This is a genomic window from Paenibacillus sp. 2RAB27 (assembly GCF_052115445.1).
In the GTDB taxonomy this organism is placed as follows: Bacteria; Bacillota; Bacilli; order Paenibacillales; family NBRC-103111; genus Paenibacillus_E.
The window spans coordinates 78,194-97,716 of record NZ_JBFRGR010000003.1 but is presented as its reverse complement, the minus strand read 5'-3'; the positions used below and the strand labels follow the sequence as shown (position 1 = coordinate 97,716).

At 46.8% G+C, this 19,523-nt stretch carries 15 protein-coding genes; 2 read left to right on the top strand and 13 right to left on the bottom strand.

The genetic code is table 11. The features are described 5' to 3' along the window. Positions 1-4: 4 nt before the first annotated feature. From AB4114_RS05665 to AB4114_RS05620, 10 genes are all read right to left on the bottom strand, one after another. Positions 5-988, bottom strand: a complete 984-nt coding sequence (locus AB4114_RS05665; RefSeq protein ID WP_441987549.1) for an ABC transporter permease — start codon at positions 986-988, stop codon at positions 5-7. A gap of 148 nt (positions 989-1,136) precedes the next feature. Beyond that, on the bottom strand, positions 1,137-1,292 hold the full coding sequence (locus AB4114_RS05660) for a helix-turn-helix domain-containing protein (RefSeq protein WP_441987548.1): 156 nt from the start codon (positions 1,290-1,292) through the stop codon (positions 1,137-1,139). Next, positions 1,276-2,226 (bottom strand): response regulator, encoded by a 951-nt coding sequence (locus AB4114_RS05655; protein WP_441987547.1) that lies wholly within the window; start codon positions 2,224-2,226, stop codon positions 1,276-1,278. The genes AB4114_RS05660 and AB4114_RS05655 overlap by 17 nt, the downstream gene beginning before the upstream one ends. Beyond that, positions 2,223-4,034: a sensor histidine kinase gene (locus tag AB4114_RS05650; protein WP_441987546.1), complete on the bottom strand. Its 1,812-nt coding sequence runs from the start codon at positions 4,032-4,034 to the stop codon at positions 2,223-2,225. Before AB4114_RS05650 ends, AB4114_RS05655 begins: the two co-directional genes overlap by 4 nt. Positions 4,035-4,175: 141 nt before the next feature. Then, complete coding sequence (locus AB4114_RS05645; protein ID WP_171631661.1) at positions 4,176-4,547, bottom strand: winged helix-turn-helix transcriptional regulator; 372 nt, start codon at positions 4,545-4,547, stop codon at positions 4,176-4,178. Positions 4,548-4,615: 68 nt separating this feature from the next. Next, the gene (gene hxlB, locus AB4114_RS05640) at positions 4,616-5,176 is read right to left on the bottom strand and encodes a 6-phospho-3-hexuloisomerase (RefSeq protein WP_441987545.1); all 561 of its coding nucleotides are present in this window, start codon (positions 5,174-5,176) and stop codon (positions 4,616-4,618) included. A gap of 4 nt (positions 5,177-5,180) precedes the next feature. Beyond that, on the bottom strand, positions 5,181-5,816 hold the full coding sequence (gene hxlA, locus AB4114_RS05635; RefSeq protein ID WP_441987544.1) for a 3-hexulose-6-phosphate synthase: 636 nt from the start codon (positions 5,814-5,816) through the stop codon (positions 5,181-5,183). A gap of 354 nt (positions 5,817-6,170) precedes the next feature. After that, a complete protein-coding gene (locus tag AB4114_RS05630; RefSeq protein ID WP_441987543.1) occupies positions 6,171-6,485 on the bottom strand; it encodes a DMT family transporter in 315 nt (104 codons plus the stop codon). After that, positions 6,485-6,820, bottom strand: coding sequence for a DMT family transporter (locus AB4114_RS05625; RefSeq protein ID WP_171631668.1), 336 nt, complete (start codon positions 6,818-6,820; stop codon positions 6,485-6,487). Before AB4114_RS05625 ends, AB4114_RS05630 begins: the two co-directional genes overlap by 1 nt. A 25-nt stretch (positions 6,821-6,845) precedes the next feature. After that, the gene (locus AB4114_RS05620) at positions 6,846-7,424 is read right to left on the bottom strand and encodes a TetR/AcrR family transcriptional regulator (RefSeq protein WP_441987542.1); all 579 of its coding nucleotides are present in this window, start codon (positions 7,422-7,424) and stop codon (positions 6,846-6,848) included. A 202-nt stretch (positions 7,425-7,626) separates the two neighbouring features. Between AB4114_RS05620 and spoVB the strand changes: the two genes are divergently transcribed. Next, a complete protein-coding gene (gene spoVB / locus AB4114_RS05615; protein WP_441987541.1) occupies positions 7,627-9,177 on the top strand; it encodes a stage V sporulation protein B in 1,551 nt (516 codons plus the stop codon). Between the two features lie 97 nt (positions 9,178-9,274). On the opposite strand, the gene AB4114_RS05610 is transcribed toward spoVB, so the two are convergent. Next, a complete protein-coding gene (locus tag AB4114_RS05610) occupies positions 9,275-9,760 on the bottom strand; it encodes a hypothetical protein (RefSeq protein WP_441987540.1) in 486 nt (161 codons plus the stop codon). Positions 9,761-10,372: 612 nt separating this feature from the next. Here AB4114_RS05610 and AB4114_RS05605 point away from each other — a divergent pair. Continuing rightward, positions 10,373-10,645: a hypothetical protein gene (locus AB4114_RS05605; RefSeq protein ID WP_441987539.1), complete on the top strand. Its 273-nt coding sequence runs from the start codon at positions 10,373-10,375 to the stop codon at positions 10,643-10,645. A gap of 163 nt (positions 10,646-10,808) precedes the next feature. Here the strand turns inward: AB4114_RS05605 and AB4114_RS05600 are convergent, their stop codons facing one another. Together AB4114_RS05600 and AB4114_RS05595 are read right to left on the bottom strand one after the other, a co-directional pair. Further along, entirely contained in the window at positions 10,809-17,726 is a 6,918-nt protein-coding gene (locus tag AB4114_RS05600) for an Ig-like domain-containing protein (RefSeq protein WP_441987538.1), read from the bottom strand. Between the two features lie 213 nt (positions 17,727-17,939). After that, a complete protein-coding gene (locus AB4114_RS05595) occupies positions 17,940-19,364 on the bottom strand; it encodes a glycoside hydrolase family 30 (RefSeq protein ID WP_441987537.1) in 1,425 nt (474 codons plus the stop codon). Between the last annotated feature and the right edge of the window lie 159 nt (positions 19,365-19,523).

Below are 19,523 nucleotides of genomic sequence, written 5' to 3'. Positions count from 1 at the left end.
CCACCTAGAATAACCCTTCCCCAGAAACTTTTTTACTGATTCGATTTGCCGTGATTAAAAGAGCGAATCCGATGACCGATTTAAACAGCCCTATCGCGGTTGTGATGCTGTACTGACCCCCTAAGATACCTTGCCGATAGGCATAAGTATCCAACACTTCACCTACCCTGATCGTAGTTGGGTTTAAGAATAAATACACTTGCTCGAAGCCAACATCCAGCACGTGGCCAATTTTGAGCAGCAGTAGAATAACAATAGCAGGCAAAAGTCCTGGAAATGTGACATGCACGAACTGCTTCCATCGTCCTGCCCCATCAATTCTCGCTGCCTCATAATAGGAAGGACTGTTCCCTGCCAAGGCTGCCAAGAAGATGATTGTACTCCACCCCATCTCCTTCCAGATGCCAGAACTGATAAGCAAAGTGCGGAAATATTCCGGCATTTGCAGGAAACTGATTGGCTCATGTCCTAGCGATGTCCACACCAGGTTAACTAAACCTGTCTGACTAGAGAACATCATATAAACTAAGCCGTAAACGATTGTCCAGGATAAAAAGTGAGGCAAGTAAAGCAACGTTTGAACCATGCGTTTAAGCGCGAGATGTCTCAGTTCATTCAACAAACAAGCGAGTATTATTGGAGCAGGAAACGAAAATATAATTTGATAAAAACTTAAGATGATCGTATTAGCAATTAGTCGCTTGAATTGTGGATACGTCACTAGCTGCTCGAACCATTGAAATCCAACCCAATCACTCTTAAGGAATCCTTTGTAAATATTGTAATCCTGGAACGCAATGACACTTCCGAGCAATGGAATGTATTTAAATATAACAAAATACAAAATTCCCGGCAGCAGCATAAGGTACAACGGATGATTTCTCCTTAGATATCGGGAAAGCGATGACTTAACAACACCCGTGGAAACATCTAACGCTTCTGTAAGTAAGGCCTCATGCTTTGGTATTGGCAGCAACTTATTGTTCAATCCAATCCATTCCTTTCACTATCTATCTGAATTTATTATAAGGGACTGGAAACTTACCTCATACCGGATAAGCTTTCGTTTATACCTGACGATATTCGGGAGATTGGGCAAAAAAAACACACCGTTCGGTGTGTGGGATAATGATGAATTATGATTCCATTCGCTTTTTGTAATCAAGCGGATTCAAACCGAAATGTTTTTTGAATAATTTCGTGAAATAGTCGACGTCTTCGTAGCCGACACGATTTGCGATTTCGTACACTTTTAATTGGGAGTTCAGCAAGAAGTCACGCGAATGATTCATCCGTTCCACCACGATAAATTGCCAAACGGTCATGTCCGTTTCCTGCTTTGAATAAGGTGCACATATACGTTTTATTGTGCGAAACGAAGTCGGCCAAATCCTGTAAATTGATTTTTTCTCCGTAATGTCCCCGAATATATTGTTTCATCATGTCTACAACCTTACTCGACTGATTATCACGGATGCCGCGCATGACGGACATCAAGCTATTAGCACCCTCTTCCAGCCTTCTAACTGCGCATAAGCGAAAATAACTGCGAATAGCATGAAGGCGCAGCAAATGCTCCCCAAGCCCCAAGTCCTTCCCCTCATCCAGCTCCAGTCGAAGCTTGTCTTTCGCCATCTCTTCAATGACAGTTTGCAGCCATAGATTGGAAAGTACATTTAATAAATAGTAGTTGCCTGCCACCCATCCTTCCAGTAACTCAAGCGTTTCGACAATGAGCAACGGCATCATGTCACTCCGCAGCGTTTGGATATGCTCGATCCATCGTTCCATCCACGATCGGTTCACCGGCAGTTTGCGCAGTATCAATTGGGCAGCCTCGTGATTTCGTTCCTGTATAATGCGATCCGTCGCCGAGCTCAAAGACTCATTAAAGGCTCGTGGATCAATCGGTTTTAAAATATAGTCCAGTGCAAAGAGCTTGATACTGCGTTGTGCATATTGAAAATCATCATAACTGGAAACGACCATGCATTTCATCCACGGATAAAGCCGATTGATTTGTTCAATCAATTCTAATCCATCCATAGCTGGCATTCGGATATCCGTGATACACAAATCCGCGTAATTTTCCTCCAGCCATTCCAACGCCTTAACGCCGTTTGAAGCCGTTCCCGACACGACCGTTGTATCGTTATAGCCTGATACATATTTAGACAAACTGCTGCAGATTAACATGGAATCATCTACAATAAGCACGCGAATCATGTTATAACCCCCTCTAAGGATCGATACGGAAAACGAATAATAATACGCGTCCCGCCTTCTGGCAATAATGGCTCGACAGAAACGCCTGTTTCCGGCTCCATATAAAACATTTTCAACCGATAGTGAACGTTCAGTACACCAATTCGGGAAAAACGCATATAGTCTTGCTCCTTCTCCCCCATGCCCAAAGCCTGCTGAATCGTATTCAGCCTTTCCTCGGAAAATCCGATCCCGTTGTCCTCAATGACGATTTGGACATATCGATCTTTCCAACGTGTTGTCGAAATCCGAATCAGCAAACGATCCCCTGTCACTTCATAAGCATGTTTCACACTGTTTTCAACGAATGGTTGGATAATGGCTTTAAGACATTGCGCATCCTCTACGGAACTATCTTGTTCAAGACTTAACGATATATTGTCACCGTACAAAATACGAATGATAAAAAAGTAATTTTTTAAGTGGTCAAACTCATCCTTTACTGTAACAATGGTTTGCTGATAATTAGACGTGTACCGCAGCATGTTAGACAAGGCAATCGTCGTCTGTTGAATATCGGGTTGTTCGGCCAAATGAGCCATAGAATTGATCGATTCCAGTGCGTTATATAAAAAATGGGAATTAATTTGTGATTGCAGGGCAGACAATACAGCATGCTGCTGGACAAGACGGGTCTCAGCGAGCTGAATAATGGCGTTTTCTATGCGATCTAGAAGTAAATTATAGGCTGATGCAAGCTCGGCCACTTCATCGGTCCCGCTCACCTGAGCACGGACATCGAATTGATCCAATTTCGTCATTTTGATCGTTCTGCGCAGTTGTTTCAGTCTTCGAGTTATGGAATGAGAGGTTAAATACGCAAGAATGGAAGCAATCAACAGCCCCCCAATTGTAAGCGTTATCGTCAAATGACGAATATTAGATATACTTTTAGCCAAATCTCCGTAAGGTACAATAACAATCACTTTCCAGTCGGTACCTGTGATCGTTTGATAAACGATCATTTGTTTCGATTTGGCGCTGTAATAGGAACCAGAGAGGTTGGAACTGATATTCGTAAAAATGCCCGGATCCAGCTTTGTATTGATTTGCCCAGGGTCGGGATAGGACACAATCGTTCCAAATTGATCAACAATCATGCCAAGCCCGTGCTCGCCCAGCTGTATTTCATTTAATATTTCTTGTGTAGCCAGAAGGGAAATATCAATCGCCAAGTAACCGTTTTGTTCGGCAAAACGAAACTTTTGCGCATACGTTAAAATAGGGATGCTCTTCGACCTTCCCGCTTTATCGGTATACTTGTCGTCCATACCATAATAGCGTGAAAACTTCCCTGTCAGCTCCATACTACCCAGCCATGATTCATTCTTCATCGAATAGTAAGGTGCCAGAATCGATTCCCACATGTATTCGTTACGATATGTGCTCTCGTTCCCATTCTCGTTATACAACTTGATGGACAAGGTCTCTGGATGATAGGTGGTGAAGGGGGTAATCCATGTTTTTTCTATTTTTTGGTAGCTATCAAAGAGGCCATATGGATCATCAGGTCCTGTCTTTAACCAATCCTGAAACTCCCTGCTTCCGCTAATTGTGCGAAAGAACTGTTCATTATCCCTGATATATCGGCTCAAGTTCAGGTTCGCTTGCTTCAGAATCTGATTACTGAAACGCACCACATCATTATCGATCGCCTCTGAGCTTTTAATGAAGCTGAATGTGCTGACCCCGGTTACCGTTATAAAAATAGTGGCAAAGATAATTAGAATAAGCTTCCATTCCAATGAACTCCGGATCGCTTGAATCATGCTCATTTCCTCCTCGGACAGATGTCTGCGCTTTCAGACTCCTATTTCAAGGTTTATGTTACCAAATATAACCTTCGATCACCAGATTTTTGTTCCCACCTACAACGACAAAAAAAAGAGAAGTCATGTAACTGACCTCTCTTAGCTTCTGACTGAATCGTCTTTTTGAATGACATTCTCTCTATAACTTTTACCCCAATCGAACATCATCTGCAGTAAAGGCATCAGACTTTGCCCATACCCAGTCAGGGAATATTCCACTTTAGGAGGATTCTCCGCGTATACTTCACGACAAATAAGAAGGTCCTCTTCCAGCTCGCGAAGTTGATTCGTTAACATTTTCTGAGTAATGCCGGGGATGAGCCGCTTTAACTCTCCGAAGCGCTTCGTCCCTTCCAATCCCAGATGCCACATAATGATTAACTTCCACTTTCCTCCGATAACGGCCAGTGTAAGTTCTTTCTCACAATTAATATCCTGTAAATTAATGCGTTCTTTGACTTCTAGTGCCACTTTGTCACGGCCTCCTCTCTACATACTCATTATACAGTAGTTAGGAAGAAGCCTTCTACCTCATGATATTATTCTAAATTTGCATGATTTTCATACATCCTGCTCGTATCCATCTCTAGCATTTGCATGAGGCTTACGATCACTACATCGTAAAATAAAAGCAGCGTTTGCTCATATAAACTCCCCATAGGCTGTATGGAAACATCGGCATCAATTTGATCTTTGCGAGCTCCAGTCAGCGTAATCGTATGATTCGCTGTTCGCCCGATGGTCGAGTGTGCAGTCAGCGTAATCAAGACAACCTCCGCATGAAGCGAAGCGGATTTATTGGCAAAGGCGACTAGCGGGGTAGTCTCCCCTGAGCCTGAGCCAATAACGAGTAGATCGCCGGCTTTTATCGCAGGTGTAACCGTCTCGCCAACAACATAGACGGGAATACCCAGCTGCATAAGTCTCATGGCAAAAGCACGCCCCATTAGTCCCGATCTTCCCGCTCCCGCTACAAAAACCCTGTTCGCTTGGATGATCCGCTCGGCAAGCCCTGTAACTTCATCTTCATTAATTTGCTGAAATGCTTGATAAACCTCAGCTGCTACCTTTGATGACCCTGCCGTTTTAGAAGGAATCATGAACTCACCTTGCCGCTTGCACCAGCCGCTGCATTTCCGCAGCCGCTGCTTGTCGATTTTCTTGCCCCGTAATTCCCCCTCCGACAATGACCAAGTCAGGTCTTGCAGCCAATACCTCGGGGAGCGTGTGCAGCTTAATTCCTCCGGCGATAGCCGTTTTAGCCTGTTTAACCACTCGCTTAATTGTGGCTAAGTCTTCTAACGAGTTCTTTCCAGCCGCTTGGTGATCGTAACCGGAATGAACGCAAATATAATCTACGCCTAGTGCATCAATTTCTTGTGCTCGTTTGGCCATATCGGGCACATTGATCATGTCGACCATAATCTTGGTTCCCTGCTTTCTTGCTTCAGCGACGGCTCCGCTGATCGTCGTATCATCTGAAACGCCCAGCACCGTAATGATGTCGGCTCCCGCTTCAGATGCCTTCATGACTTCATAACCGCCAGCATCCATAATTTTGAGATCTGCCAGTACTTTGACATGAGGATAGGCGGCTTTCAATTCTTTGACAGCTCGTAAACCTTCATTAATAATAACTGGTGTACCAATTTCCACGACATCTACATAGGCTGCTACTTCATTTACAATCTCTTTCGCGCCTTGAATATCTACTAAATCTAGTGCCAATTGCAGTTCCATCTAGAATCTCTCCCTCTATTTGCAATTCTGGTGAATGCCATAGACCCATTGTAGGGCCATGCCGCTCATCAGAAAAGTAGGCACTTCAATGTGCGTAGTTACTTGAAAGTAACTAGATGCGAGGGAATTCGTGCAGATGAAAGTGATTTTTCTTACATAGATGTAGTTTTGTATGAAGATTAAAAAGGCTGTCTCAAAGTCAATTTATGACTTTTCGGAGACAGCCTTTTTCTCGTTATTCACCGATGAGTAAACCTGCTCCCCGCAAACTAACTGGATTTTCTCCATCTAAACATGAATCGACAGTCCAGTGGCTGTCTCACCTGCCGCAACTTCGGCCACGCCGATTATATATTAAGCTATTAATTTCAATCCTACTGCAGCACTGAGCACCATCGCGATGAACACAATTCGCTTCCAATTCTTAGATTCCCCATAGAACAACATCCCTACGACTGCACCTCCAACCGTCCCAATCCCAGTCCAGACCGCGTAAGAGGTACCCATTGGCAAGCTTTTCATCGCTTGGCTTAGAAATCCAAAACTCATAACAATACCTACGATGAAAATAGCAAAGCTACGAATATTCTTCGCTTTATTTATTTGATTCATTCCTACGACACCTACAACTTCAAACATCCCTGCAAAAACGAGAAAAAACCAACCCATTAGACTGCAGCTCCTTTCTCACCGCTTGTCACAAATTTCAATCCAAACACACCGGATAATAGAAGTAGAATTAGGAATACTTTAAGTAACTGGAATGGCTCTCCGAAAAATAGCATTTCCACGATGACCGTTCCCGCTGTCCCCATGCCTGTAAAGACGGCATATACGGTTCCCACCGGCAGTTTGGTAGACGCACTAATAACGAGATGAAATGAAATATACATAGCAATGACCGTAGCGATCCATGTCCATGTCGTATCCGAATGTTTTAATCCTGTCACCCATATCACTTCAAAAATGACACCAACAAAAATATAGATCCAATAACGATTCATGTGTATAACCCTCCTACTGCTTACTTTACTTTTTGATACCACGCCAAAAGACGAACCAGGAAGATTCAATCCTTTTCATCGACCGAGCACAACCTCCAAATAGTAATTCCACAAACATGCCATCTAATACCGCAGAGAAAGCAACTGTGGCCGTATCGCTGCTAACTTCAGGGCTAATGGTCCCATTGTGCAAAGCTTGATCAAATAGCGGCATTATCATGGTTTCAATCGTGTCTATATAGTCGTAACCTTGCTTAACGATCTCATCATAGAGATGGGACGGTGGGAAAAACGCCACCCGCAAGAAAAATTTCGTATTATCATCCTGTTCATAACGATCTTGATATTGAATCAGAAACTCATAAAGTAGTTGATCTATTGAAAGATGCTTGTTGTTGTCGAGATACGTATGAACAAAATGCAATTCTTTCGCCAACACCTCATCAAACAGCGCAAGAAATAATTCATCTTTGCCTTTAAAATGCGTGTAAATGGATTGTTTTTTGATCCCTACATCCGTAGCAATATCTGCAAGCGATGCACCTTCATAGCCATTTTTAGCGAAATGAGTGCGCGCTACTTCTTTGATCCGTGTTGCCGTCATATCATCATTCCTTCCGAACGTTCGTCAGGATAATGATAGCACGTTATCTTTCGGAKGGCAACCTGCGAATCGTTGTACATACATAAGAACCAATATACGAAGCGCTGTCACCTGCAAAAAAGCATCATCATCAGCTTGTTCGCATGCTTTTCCAATTATTGAATACATATGTAAGTATTCGATAACCAGGAGGACACACGTCATGTCACAACATGGGCAATCGTTCATGAAAGGAACGTTCGTCTTGTCTGTCGCTGCTTTCATCAACCGTATTCTCGGTTTTATCAGCGGCATGTATATCGCTCGCGTACTGGGCGCAGAGGGAATCGGCATCTTGATGATGGCTCATCCGCTCGTCCCGCTCGTCATTACGATTACGGAGCTTGGATTGCCGGTGGCCATTTCCAAATTGGTCGCAGAGGCCAACGCTCGTGGCGAACGGATGAAAGTGAGGCGCATCTTGCATGTCTCACTTGCTGTCACAGGCTTCTTGAGTGTAGCGCTCACGACCATATCGTTATTCGGATCGGAGTGGATTGCATCCATTCTGCTAAGCGACCAACGCGCGTATTACGCGATGCTGGCCATTACGCCGATCGCGCCGATTGTCGCTGTTTCCGCTGTTTTAAAAGGCTATTTCCGTGGTATGCAGCAAATGAAAACCATTGCCGCTTCCGATGTACTGGAGCATACTGTTCAAATTGCTTGCGTACTCGCGCTAGTCCACCTCTTGCTCCCTTATGGCGTCGCTTATGCGGCTGCCGGAGCGATGGCTGCCTCTGTCGTCAGCGAAGCGATCAGCCTCCTATTTCTGGTGGCAAGCTATAAGCTTTACGGCGAATCGAAGATGGCTGGCGAGACTTGGGCAAGCCACTTGAAACAAGGAAGAAGCACGCTCGGCGAACTGCTTCAGATCGGATTGCCGACGACCGGTCACGGTGTGATTCATTCGTTGTACAGCACCTTCCAACCGCTGCTTATTACGACCAGCCTGGCACTGGCCGGCATCGGCACGGCGTTAGCCACGAAGCAATTCGGGATGTTGGCTGGCTATGCGTTTCCGCTGCTGTTCATGCCAAGCTTTATCACGCAGTCCTTGTCCACCGCGCTCATTCCTGCAATTGGCGAGGCCGCGGCGAACAAGAACAGTCTGCTCATCCATGAGCGGATGAATCAAGCGATGATCTTGGGACTCCTGATCGGCGCCCCAGCGACTGTTATCTTGTACGTGTGGGCAACTCCACTAACGACACTTGTCTATCATGCGCCGGAAGCAGGCGTGCTACTACAAATACTGGCACCTATGTTTTTCCTGCATTATTTCGACGCGCCACTTCATGCGATTCTACTTGGGCTCGGCCGCGCGAAAGCTACCCTGTGGAATTATGTCATAGCCACCTTATTCAAGAGTGTCGCGATCTTCGTGTTTGGCAGCCAATATGGGATTATTGGCGTTGCTTACGGTATCGGTATCGGTATTGTGATACAAACATTGTTGAACTTCTTTTCCATCTCAAGCTCGATCGGATTTTATTGGAGTATTCGTCCCTATGTCAAGGTTGCGATCTCCATGATACTGATGATGCTTTGCGGAAACTGGACCTATCACTATTTTGTCAGCAATGGTATGCCACAATTATGGTGCGTGATCACTTCCATCGTCTGTTCCCTGTTTCTCTATTTCGCCACACTCGTACTTACGGGTACATTGAGTCGGAAAAGTGCGCGGCACCGATTTTCGTTTCCCTGGTAAGTTTGTCAAGAAAAACAACTCTGCCTATAAACATATTAATGTGATTAACAAACGACACAAAGCCCTGGGATTCATTCCCTAGGGCTTCGTTTTTCATCTAGCGCAAAGATACCGCAATTCTTTTCTTAACTACCTTAACAAATATATACCGAACAAGCGGCCCCACAATAATGAGTTGGAGAGGAAAAGCGAAAATAAAATTTTTAAAGACTAGAGTAAAGTAACTCTCCAGCAATGAATCTCCATGCAAGCTATCAGAAAAATAAGCATTTCCCAATCCATATAAGGACATACAGAGAACCATTCCACTCACCATGAAAAATGCTAAGAAGAGAATCACAAACACCTTTTTAGATTTGTCATAGGGTATTGATAACGCCAATTTTTTGGCCACAGGACCAACAACAAATAATTCCAATAAGGTTGCAATAATAAAAATTTGAACAAGTTGAATGAAAATCTCCGACACTGATAGGCTCCCCATCAAGCCGTGTGTAAATAGATTATACATTGTCATAAATACAACCATTCCAAAGCACATCATCAATCCAAAATAAAATTCTTCTTTCTTCGTTGTTGGCAAGTTCTATCATCCTTTCTTTTTCCTTGTTAGTATAGCGGCTGCAGGACCCTCTTCATAAGTGAACAGTCTGTGAATTTTTGGGGTTCCACGGGTTTATTAGTACACTGCCGTTAAAGGATGAATGTGTTAATGGGGGAGATATAGCCACCATATCCTGTGAAACATTTTAACTGGAAAAGATACCGCTATTTACGCGAAATTTCCTTAAAAACTCGAATTAACTGTAAAACATGTAGGTAAAACTGACTCTTTTTCTCAGATCGGGTAAAATGGTTAAAATTAACTGTACGTTATCCATCTAAACTGCGTTTGATCGAAAAATCCTAAAATTTAACTACAGAAAATCCATCTAATCTCCTTCAACTACTCCTACACCATTCCCACTCCCCACATCCCAACCTAACTCGCAACCCGCATATTACAAAAGCCTGCAAATTAAATTTGCAGACTTAATATATGTTTAATGAGATTTGTACACCATGAGATGCTCAAAAGCGACGGATCTGCTCCATCAACAATAAAATCATCATGGGCTGATTCAAATATATGGAAATCGTTTATATATATTTTATAAAGTTAAAATACATATTACAGACTGGGAGAGTGGTACAGATGAAATTTCTCAAAACAAAATTGGCTTTGCTTCTTGCAACTTCGTGTTTAATGGTTCCGAGCGTCATTAGCGCCGCAACCGAGACAGCAATGGAGGCACCAACCTACACGTATATGAATGGTTATGTTTACACCCTTGTCCATGATATTTATGTGCCGGGCCGTTATTTAATTGATGAGGATACAGTCGCAGTTTACATCCCCGGAGGAGTAGGCATCATTGCGGTCGATAAGGATACTGTTTTACCTGAGGGTTCTGTCTACTTAAACTAGGATAATCCAGTTTGTATTTGCCCCTTGTTATGTATTCAAAAAGCCATAAATAGAAATAAAAAAGGAGCTAAGCGTGTTTGCGCTTAGCTCCTTTGCGTTTTTGCGGATAGCTTCTGACGGGAGCAAATTAGGCCCGTTTCCAACCTTCTCCTCGTGCTTAAAGCTAAATGCCCAACGCGGCCAGCAATTTGTAAATCATAGCAGCTGCTTCGCCTCTCGTTGTTGTTTGGCCAGCGCGGAAAGTGCCATCCTCGTAACCATTCAGGATGCCCGCAGATAGAGCCTTATCGATCGATGGTTTCGCCCAAGACGGAATGTCCGAAGCGTCTTTCAAACTCGGTGCCTTGCTCGTCAAGCCAGCTTTACTGTTTCCGTAGTTCTGCAAAGCTCTCGCCGTCATTATTGCTGCTTCGGCCCGGGTCACGGTGAGCTCACCTTTGAAGCTAGTCGTGCCTGCTTCCTCGTAGCCTTGAATCAGGCCCGCTTCCACTGCCGCCACGATGTACGGCTTCGCCCAAGAAGGGATATCCGTTTCATCCGAGAAGTTCGTTTTGCGGGAAGCTGCTTTAAGACCTAAGGCCGAAACCAGCATCTTAGCGAATTCGGACCTCGTTACGATTGCTTCCGGTTGGAAACTTCCGTCCGGGTATCCGGCTGTGACATTCATCCCTGTGAGGCGACGAACGTAGCTTGCTGCCCAATGATTCGCCATATCTTTCATCTCTGCCGGTTCATAGGAGAAGACAGCAAACTTCGTGAAGTGATCGACGCTCACCCGGATCGTTCCGTCTTCATTTACGGTTCCGCCGATGAAGATCCAACGCTTCTGGCTTTCTTGATAATAGTACACGGCCGGTTGGCTCCCCGGCTTCAATTGCTTGGCTTCGTAGACGAATGAAATCTCAAGCGGTTTTGAAAACCGATCGCCAGTCGTACTTGATAATTCGAAAATCTGGCTAACCGATCGAAGATCGCCATTCGCGGGAATCTGGTCGGGTTCAACGACCGCGATATGAATCGTCCCCTTCGAAGACACGGCGCCGGCAGGAATTTGAATCTTTACTCCGCCTTCCAGCTCCAACTGCTTATTTTCTTCGGGGCTCACATCCGTTTGCTGTTCCTTGCTCCCGGAAGATGGCGGCGCAGTGCTTTCTCCAGCAGGGGTTTCCCCCGTTTGGTTGCCTTCGTCGACAGGCTCCTCGGTTCCGGTAGAATCCTCTTCCTCCCCGACCGTCACCTTGCGTACTACTTCCGCAGCAGCGTTCCCCGCTTGGTCGGACACATTATAGCGCAGCGTATAGGTACTTGCCCTGTTGGTATTCACTTCACCTGTGACAGTAATCTTGCCCACAGGTCCGATATTATCCGTTGCCGTTGCGCCTTGATCGCGATACGTGCTGCCGAATGGCACGGTCACGTTGGACGCTCCATTTAACGCGATGACCGGTGCCGTCTTATCGATGCTGATGGTCAACGTTGCAGTCTCCGTCGTATTCCCAGCCCCATCGTCGGCGTGATAGCGAAGCTCACTTCGACCCTCAGCGGAAATCACAATCGGCTCGCTGTACGCGTGCCATGTGTCCCCCGCATCCAGGCTGTAGGATATGTTAGCATGACCCAAGCCTTCGCCATCTGGACGCAAAGTAACCTGTACATCCGAAACGTACCATCCATTGCTACCTGCTTGGCCTGCCACCTCCGCTTTCACGATCAGAGAATCGCCGCCATTGTCGCTAGCGGAGAGTTGTCCCGATACGTCGAAGCTGGTAAAGGCATTGTATGTCGCCTGAATCCCATCTGAATAAAGGCCTGCCTGTGCGGGTCTATTTTCGAAAGGATCCTCTGCGTCAAAGATCAGATTGTTGTTCACCCAAACGTAGATTTTTCCCTTTGATCGAACAACCTTATAGAAGTTTTGCGCGCTGATCTCTTCACGAAGGGCGAAGGAGAACGGGCGATTCAAATCTGAAGGTACGCTCAGTCGAAGTTGACTAGTTTTTACAGGGTTCGTAAAGTCGGCGATATGATAAGCACCTTTTCCCTTGTCCTGATATGCGAACGGTACCGAGTTCCAACCGTCCTTCTGACTATCGAACTTGAAATTTGCCGATGTCGAATCAGGCAGCTCGAAGTTCTTGTTCATGTACGGGAACAGACCATTGAACCATAGAATCTTGGCCGATGAAACTTCCGCTTCGCCACGCAGATCGTACACATACTCGCGCTGGCCGTTCTCTGCGTAGTTGCTGTGCCCATAGATCGTATCTCTCGCTGTGGGAGCGACGGCCATGAGTTCCTCCTGACCATCCACGATCTTGCGCAACTCGAATTCGTTCGTGGCATAATTCGTACTTGCCGTCACGTAGTTCTGGTCGTCAACATACTCAAGAATGACGCCCGCTTTACCAGTGTCTGGCAAGGCCCMCGTATTTACATTGACCGAAAATTCATGCCCAAGCGTCCGATCACCCTTGACCGTGATCGCTTCCCCGGCCGCAGGGGACTGCAAGCCCTTCTCCGAAACCGACCATGATTCATCCCAACCGTTGATGTACGTACCGTATTCGCTCCAACCGGTCGTTACGGTTACATTATCCATCCGAACCTTCGCCTTGTTGCTGATCAAGCCGATTCGCCCTGGAGCAGCCATTGCCTCCTGCTCAAACACCGGCCGATCGTCGTTAAGCGTGTAGTGATCCAATTCCGCAAACAATTTGGAACCATTCTTGTACACTCTGAGCGTATGATATTGCTCCGCGTAATCTTTAACACGCGAGTCATTCTCCATGAACGCGAACGTCGACGGTAAATCTGTGACCGCGCTTTCCGAATCACCGTCTATGCGGGACTGGACGATAAGCTTCCGGTCATCGCGGTCGATCAACACATTCACATAGTTGTTCTCATCCTGATGCCAGGCAACAATACCCGCCTGCCCCTCATCTCCAAAATCGTTGTCGTCGAATCGAAGATTGGCTTCCACAAACACATTTCCCGCTTCGTATCCGTTCAGCAGCACTTGTTTCGAATCGCCAGGCGCATTAACATACAAAGCCTCGTTATCAATTGATACGCCTGCCTCCGGCATTTCGTAATGGGGCAAGCTGTCTTCCGAATCGAACCTGTCTTGGAACGTTGGTGTCCAGGCCTCCGGATGAATGCCTTCCGAATCATAGGAGGTTGGTCCGTCAACGACCATCTCTTGATCCCAGAAGTAGACACGATCCTTCCCTTGCCCTTCATCACTGTTCCAAAAAGCTTTATAGGTGACCCAATCCTCAAAACCATTCGGCCCCTTAATCATATTCGGTTGCGACGGTCCGATAATGTCGGGTTCCACAGGATGCCCGTTCGTATCATACAGACCAAAATCTAGATGGTAGTAATTCAAGGAGGCCCCGCCATTTTTACTGATCTCTACGGCGATCACATTCTCGCCGGCATGAAGCAAATCAGCGGGAACTTCAACCATTTTGTAGGCGCGCTGCTGACCACCGAAAGTATAGAATGGCTTGCCGTTCACATACAGCTTTCCATAGCCTTCCAGACGGTAGCGAAGGACCGTAGTCTCCGGCACAGCATCCAAATGGAAGGAGCGTTTCGCCCACATAGAGGCTTGACCGCTCGGGTGCGCCCAAATCTCGGATGGCGCCGTTTTCCCGTTGTTGTAAATGGTCGGGATTTTCCCCGTTCTCGTATCCGGCCAACCGAAGCCGCCCTCCCCGGTCATCCAACCGTTCAAATCGGAGCCAATCGCGTTCCAGCCTGCCTGAGGCGCATTAAAGGTATATTGATATGGCTGGCTGCCATGCTCGGCCGTCGGCAGGATGACGTTATATTTCAGGAGCAGCCCCTCAATATTGCGTGCTAGCAGCTTACCCGGGTATTTGGAATCGTTCGTTATTTTATCGTAGCTATCGGCTTGCGCTACCCCGGTCTCATAAAGTCCTGTTTCCGGGAACATCTGATTGCCGACATACAGCATGTAATACTCGCCATTATGGTAAAATAACTCCGGTCCTTCGAAATTGACGAAGTTCACATTGGCCCAGTGGCCCTTCTGTGTATGAACCGTTTCGATCGCTTTGCTTCGGCCCGGATTGCCCTTCTCGTTGAAGAAGGATTGCACGTCCCAGAGCCATGCGCCAGCATTCGCCGGCTTGGCTGCCCCGGTATTAGGGTCCACCTCGTCCGGATTTACCTTGCGCAGTAAGATTAAATCTCCGTTGTGCGCAACGAATAATTGAGGGTCAATCCCATCATCAAACTTCTTATCCTTGAGGGCGTACTCGAAATTCGGTGACGTATTCATCTTGCTAGGGTCCCCGTAGATCAATGAGGTACCATTGTAGATATAGAACATCACCCCGTTATGGAAAAACAAATCGGATGCGCCTAATTCGTTGTGATCGGATGGAGTCACCGCCTGCGGCATCGTACTCGGGTCATTCGAAATTAACCGATACGGGCTTTCCCAGTGGATCATATCCTTCGAGCGATACACTTTCCCCAAAGTTCCGGTGCCCATCGCATAATAGTAACCGTTATACTTCTCGATCGTTCCGTCGTAGAGGGTAGCCTTCTTGCCAAGGTCGGACCCCGAATCGACTCTGAACAGATTATCTACTTTCTCAATGGCGGAAGAAATGACGGTGACTTCACTGCTCGCCGACAAGCCTCCGTCCTCGGTTGTTCCCGTAATGAACGCTCTGCCCAGACCGACAGCTGTCACCCGGCCGTTCGGATCAACCATTGCTACGGAAGCATCGGAGGTTGACCAGGATACATTCCGATTCGTGGCATTCTTAGGCCAGATGACGGCTGACAACAAATGTGTCCCCCCCAACGCTAACTCAACTTTCGAGTGATTTGGTGAGACCGTCAAGACCGAGATCCCTTTAACCGTCACAACCGCAGAAGCCGTATGAGCGCCATCTACTGTCGTGACTGTAATCATCGCTGTACCTGGCTGAAGTGCCGTAACGACACCCGCTTCGTTCACCGATGCGATAGTCGGGTTGTCAGAAGACCAATTCACCCTCTGGTTCGTCGCATTCGTCGGTGTGAATGTCGATGTTAAGGCCTGTGTCGTTCCTATCAGAATTTCTGCTGCCGCAGGTGTAAGACCGACCCCCGCTACCGGAATATTCTCAACGGTCACGCTACTCTGAGCCGAGTATTTCCCATCGACCGTCGTCACGGTGATGGTCGCCGTACCTACCGATACCCCTTGCACAGATGCCTTCAAATTGCTCTTCGACATCACCTTCGCAATGGATTCATTGCTGGAAGTCCAGATCAGATCTTGATTCGTTGCGTGCTTCGGGAAAACCGATGCAGTCAGCTCCTGTGTAAGGCCGGCCCCAATCGTGACCGCAGCCCGATCCAGACTGACGCTTTGCGGGTGGACGGCACCCAAGATAGGCTCGACAGCGGCATTGTACAAACGTACATCATCGATAACCCCGCTAAAATAAGCCCCGGTTGTCGGCCCTTCGAAAGCGTCAACGGCGAATCTTGCACCGAGCGCCCCTTCGTTAGCGGCTGCGGCAACTTTGCCAAAAGACGTTACCGTAGATTTGGCTAATTGTCCGTCAAGGTAGAGCTTGAAGGACTTTCCGCCGAAGGATACGACTACATGATGCCATACGTCCGCACCAGCCAGTTCTGTAGAAAGGATGACTCGATCGAGCGGTGCGTTATTCACAACGGCAGCCTCGAGCTTCCCTCCATTAATTTGAATAGCCAATCCTGCCCCATTGCCTCCGCGCTCGAACAATACCTGTCTGGTATTCAAATCTGTCGGCTTAAACCACATCGCTGCGGTGAATGCGGAAAACTCATCCCTCAAGAAGGGCATAGTATTTGTATTGAGTTGAATGGTGCTTGTCAATCCATTGAAGGAGAAGGCTCCTCCATCAACACCACCATCTGGCAGCCAACTCCCGATAGCGCTTACAGAATGATGCCCATTACCTGTGGAATCCTCTGCAACTTGCTTGCCGCTATAACTGAATGGCGCATCCAGCTTGTACCAAGCGTCTAATCCCTCAAAAGGCATGGAGATCCTTGCAGGAAGCACGGTCACAACGCTTGCAGCCGTATAATGTCCATCCTCCGTTGTCACCGTAACGGTTGCAGTGCCTGCTTTTTTTCCTTCGATCGCTGCTTGTGTTGGACCATAAACAGCAACCGTCACGACAGACTCATCGCTGGACGTCCAGGTGATATTTCGATTGCTAGCGAAAGACGGCTGGAGAGAAGCGTCCAGATACACCGATTCGCCGACCGTCGTGGTCAACCGTGCCTTATTCAAGCTGACCCCGGTCACTTCAATCGACGGTGTAACCGCTTTGTCGTACAAACGCACATTATCGATCATTCCGTTGAACCAAGCTCCAGTCTGGTTATCCCCACCGAATGCATAGACCGCATATTTTGCACCGATGGCCGCTTCGTTAAGCGCCGTGTTTACTTTAGTAAACGGCACAGTTTTCGTCGCTGCGACCTTCCCATCCAGGTACAGCGTGAACACGCCGTTATTGAACGTAATCATCGCATGGTGCCAAGAGGTGGTATCCGTAAAATCGACCGATACAATTCCCCTCACGTCAGCGCTCGCAACTGCAGCTTCCAGCTTGTTCGCATTCAATTGCAACGCCATACCCGACGCATTGCCTCCGCGTTCGTACAGCACCTGCAGCTTTTGCGTGTCGTTGGCCTTAAACCATAACGAAGCCGAATGCTCAGTGAAGGCATCTTTCAGGTACGATTCTGCTGGCGTCGATCCCAAGTTCAGCTGAATTAGATCAGAGACGCCGTTAAACGATAGGGCTCCTCCGTATACCCCACCATCCTCGACCCAAGTGCCGATTGCACTGATGGAATGATGGCCTTGGCCGGAGGAATCCTCTGCCACGTTTTTTCCACTAACTTCATAAGGCGTATCCAGTTTGTACCAAGCCAGTAAACCTGGCTCCTCACTTTTCTCCAAAGCATTAGCTTTGCCACCCGGAATAGCACTGCACACGAGCGCTATGATGAGGATGAATGCGAATAACTGCTGTAAGTTCTTGCTCAATTTTTCCCCTCCCTAAAATGTTGATATCGCCCCAAGTAAGAAAGCGCTTTCTATGACGCTTTTTCATTATATTTTATGATTTTCCCTGGTAGGCTCCAATAATATGACATTTCACTCCAAAATTTTGACTTTTCACATCATGCGTATATAAAAATAAAACCACTCCAATGGAGTGGCTTCTTTGATATGACATACTCTTTTAATTTTCCTTGTCTATTTCTCCGAAAAAGAATAAACAGATTTGGCTGAAAACGTTTGTGTAAACGATCCCCCTGAGAGTGTGACATCCTTCATGTTCGTAAGGTTATCGGTGGCACTGGTTTTGAGCTTGGACGCTGCGGTTGAGGTTGTACTGAACCCGCTCACGGTAGCCGTGATATCCGACGATGAGGTGTTGATGACGACGAGCTGTGCTTTACTAGTTGAGTTGACTTTTGTCGCCACGACCAATAAGGACGGGTTGCTAGATGTCGATTGAATGCGAACATAACCTGGCCTCATCACACGGCTGAAATTCCCCATCGCGTATAAGACCTTACTCGTTGCATACGTGCCTCCGCTCGTATCCAGATTGATCAACTGTTGCGCCAAGCTCTCATTGCTGCCAACACTCCACCAATACAAGAACCCTTTGGCCGCATTCGAGCCGCCGGTTGTCAGTGCACGATGAATTTTGACTGCTAGATCGATTGCTTGTTGGTTATCATAGGTCGTATTGGCAGGATCCCAGAGATTGTTCGTCTCATCCTTAAAATTATATTCCGTCATTAGTTTTGGCTTTGTTTCCGCATAAAGCGTGCTATTGTCATTGCCATAATTATGATAAGCCACATAGTCCACGAGGCTCTTGTTCGTTGGCATATTGTTCAGAAAATTCATCGCGACATTCTCCGATGTGGCCTCTGGGGACGTTAGCTTGACCTGCGACCTAATCCCTTTGTTGCTTAGAGCGCTATCAACCTCACCAATGACACTGTCCATTTCTGCGTTATAGTACCGAGCGGTAGCMCATAGGGGATTCTCATAATCAGGTTCATTTTGAATGCTTAGCCATTTGACATTGTATCCGAAATCTCCCCGATATTTCTGGACCCATCTCGCCACATAGTTGGCATAATCCGTATAGCGAGTTGAAAGCAAATGGCCACCTTTCACTGTAGCTGAGTCTTTCATCCACGAAGGAGGGCTCCATGGAACGGCATAGAACTGCATTGCACTATAACGGGACAAAGCCTGGTCTGCAAACCATCTTTGGTGCGAATCCGTGGTCCAATCTTCTGAGCAATTGTTCCATCCACAGTAGGAAATCTCAATGCCCGATGCGTCCTCGCTTAGCTTGTAGGGATTAATTTCCCAACGAATCATCGTAAGTCCAGCATTAGAGCCACTGTTGAGAAAAAGTTTATCCAGAATAGCGCTTTGATTCACCGTGCTCATAGTGTGCTGCAAGTCGTAGACGGGCTTATTCGCCGCCGCTCCAAAACCATCAATCGATTGGTAAGTCGTCCCTTTCGTAAGGGTAATCGTATCGGCCGCTGCGGCAATCGGAATGCTGAGCGGTAAGCACGTGAAGCCTATCACCACAGTTAAAAGCATCATCACTACCTTGATCAAAAAGCTCGAACGATTCGTGTTCAACTGCGTACCACTCCTCACCTATAAGATGCTCCCTCGGCCGCGCGTACCGCTGAAGACAACGTAATTGTAAGCGGATTCAAACATAGTCGTCTATAGTCATATCTCGACTTTCATCAAAAACAGGCCGTAACCACGACGCGATAGTCGGATTACAGCCTG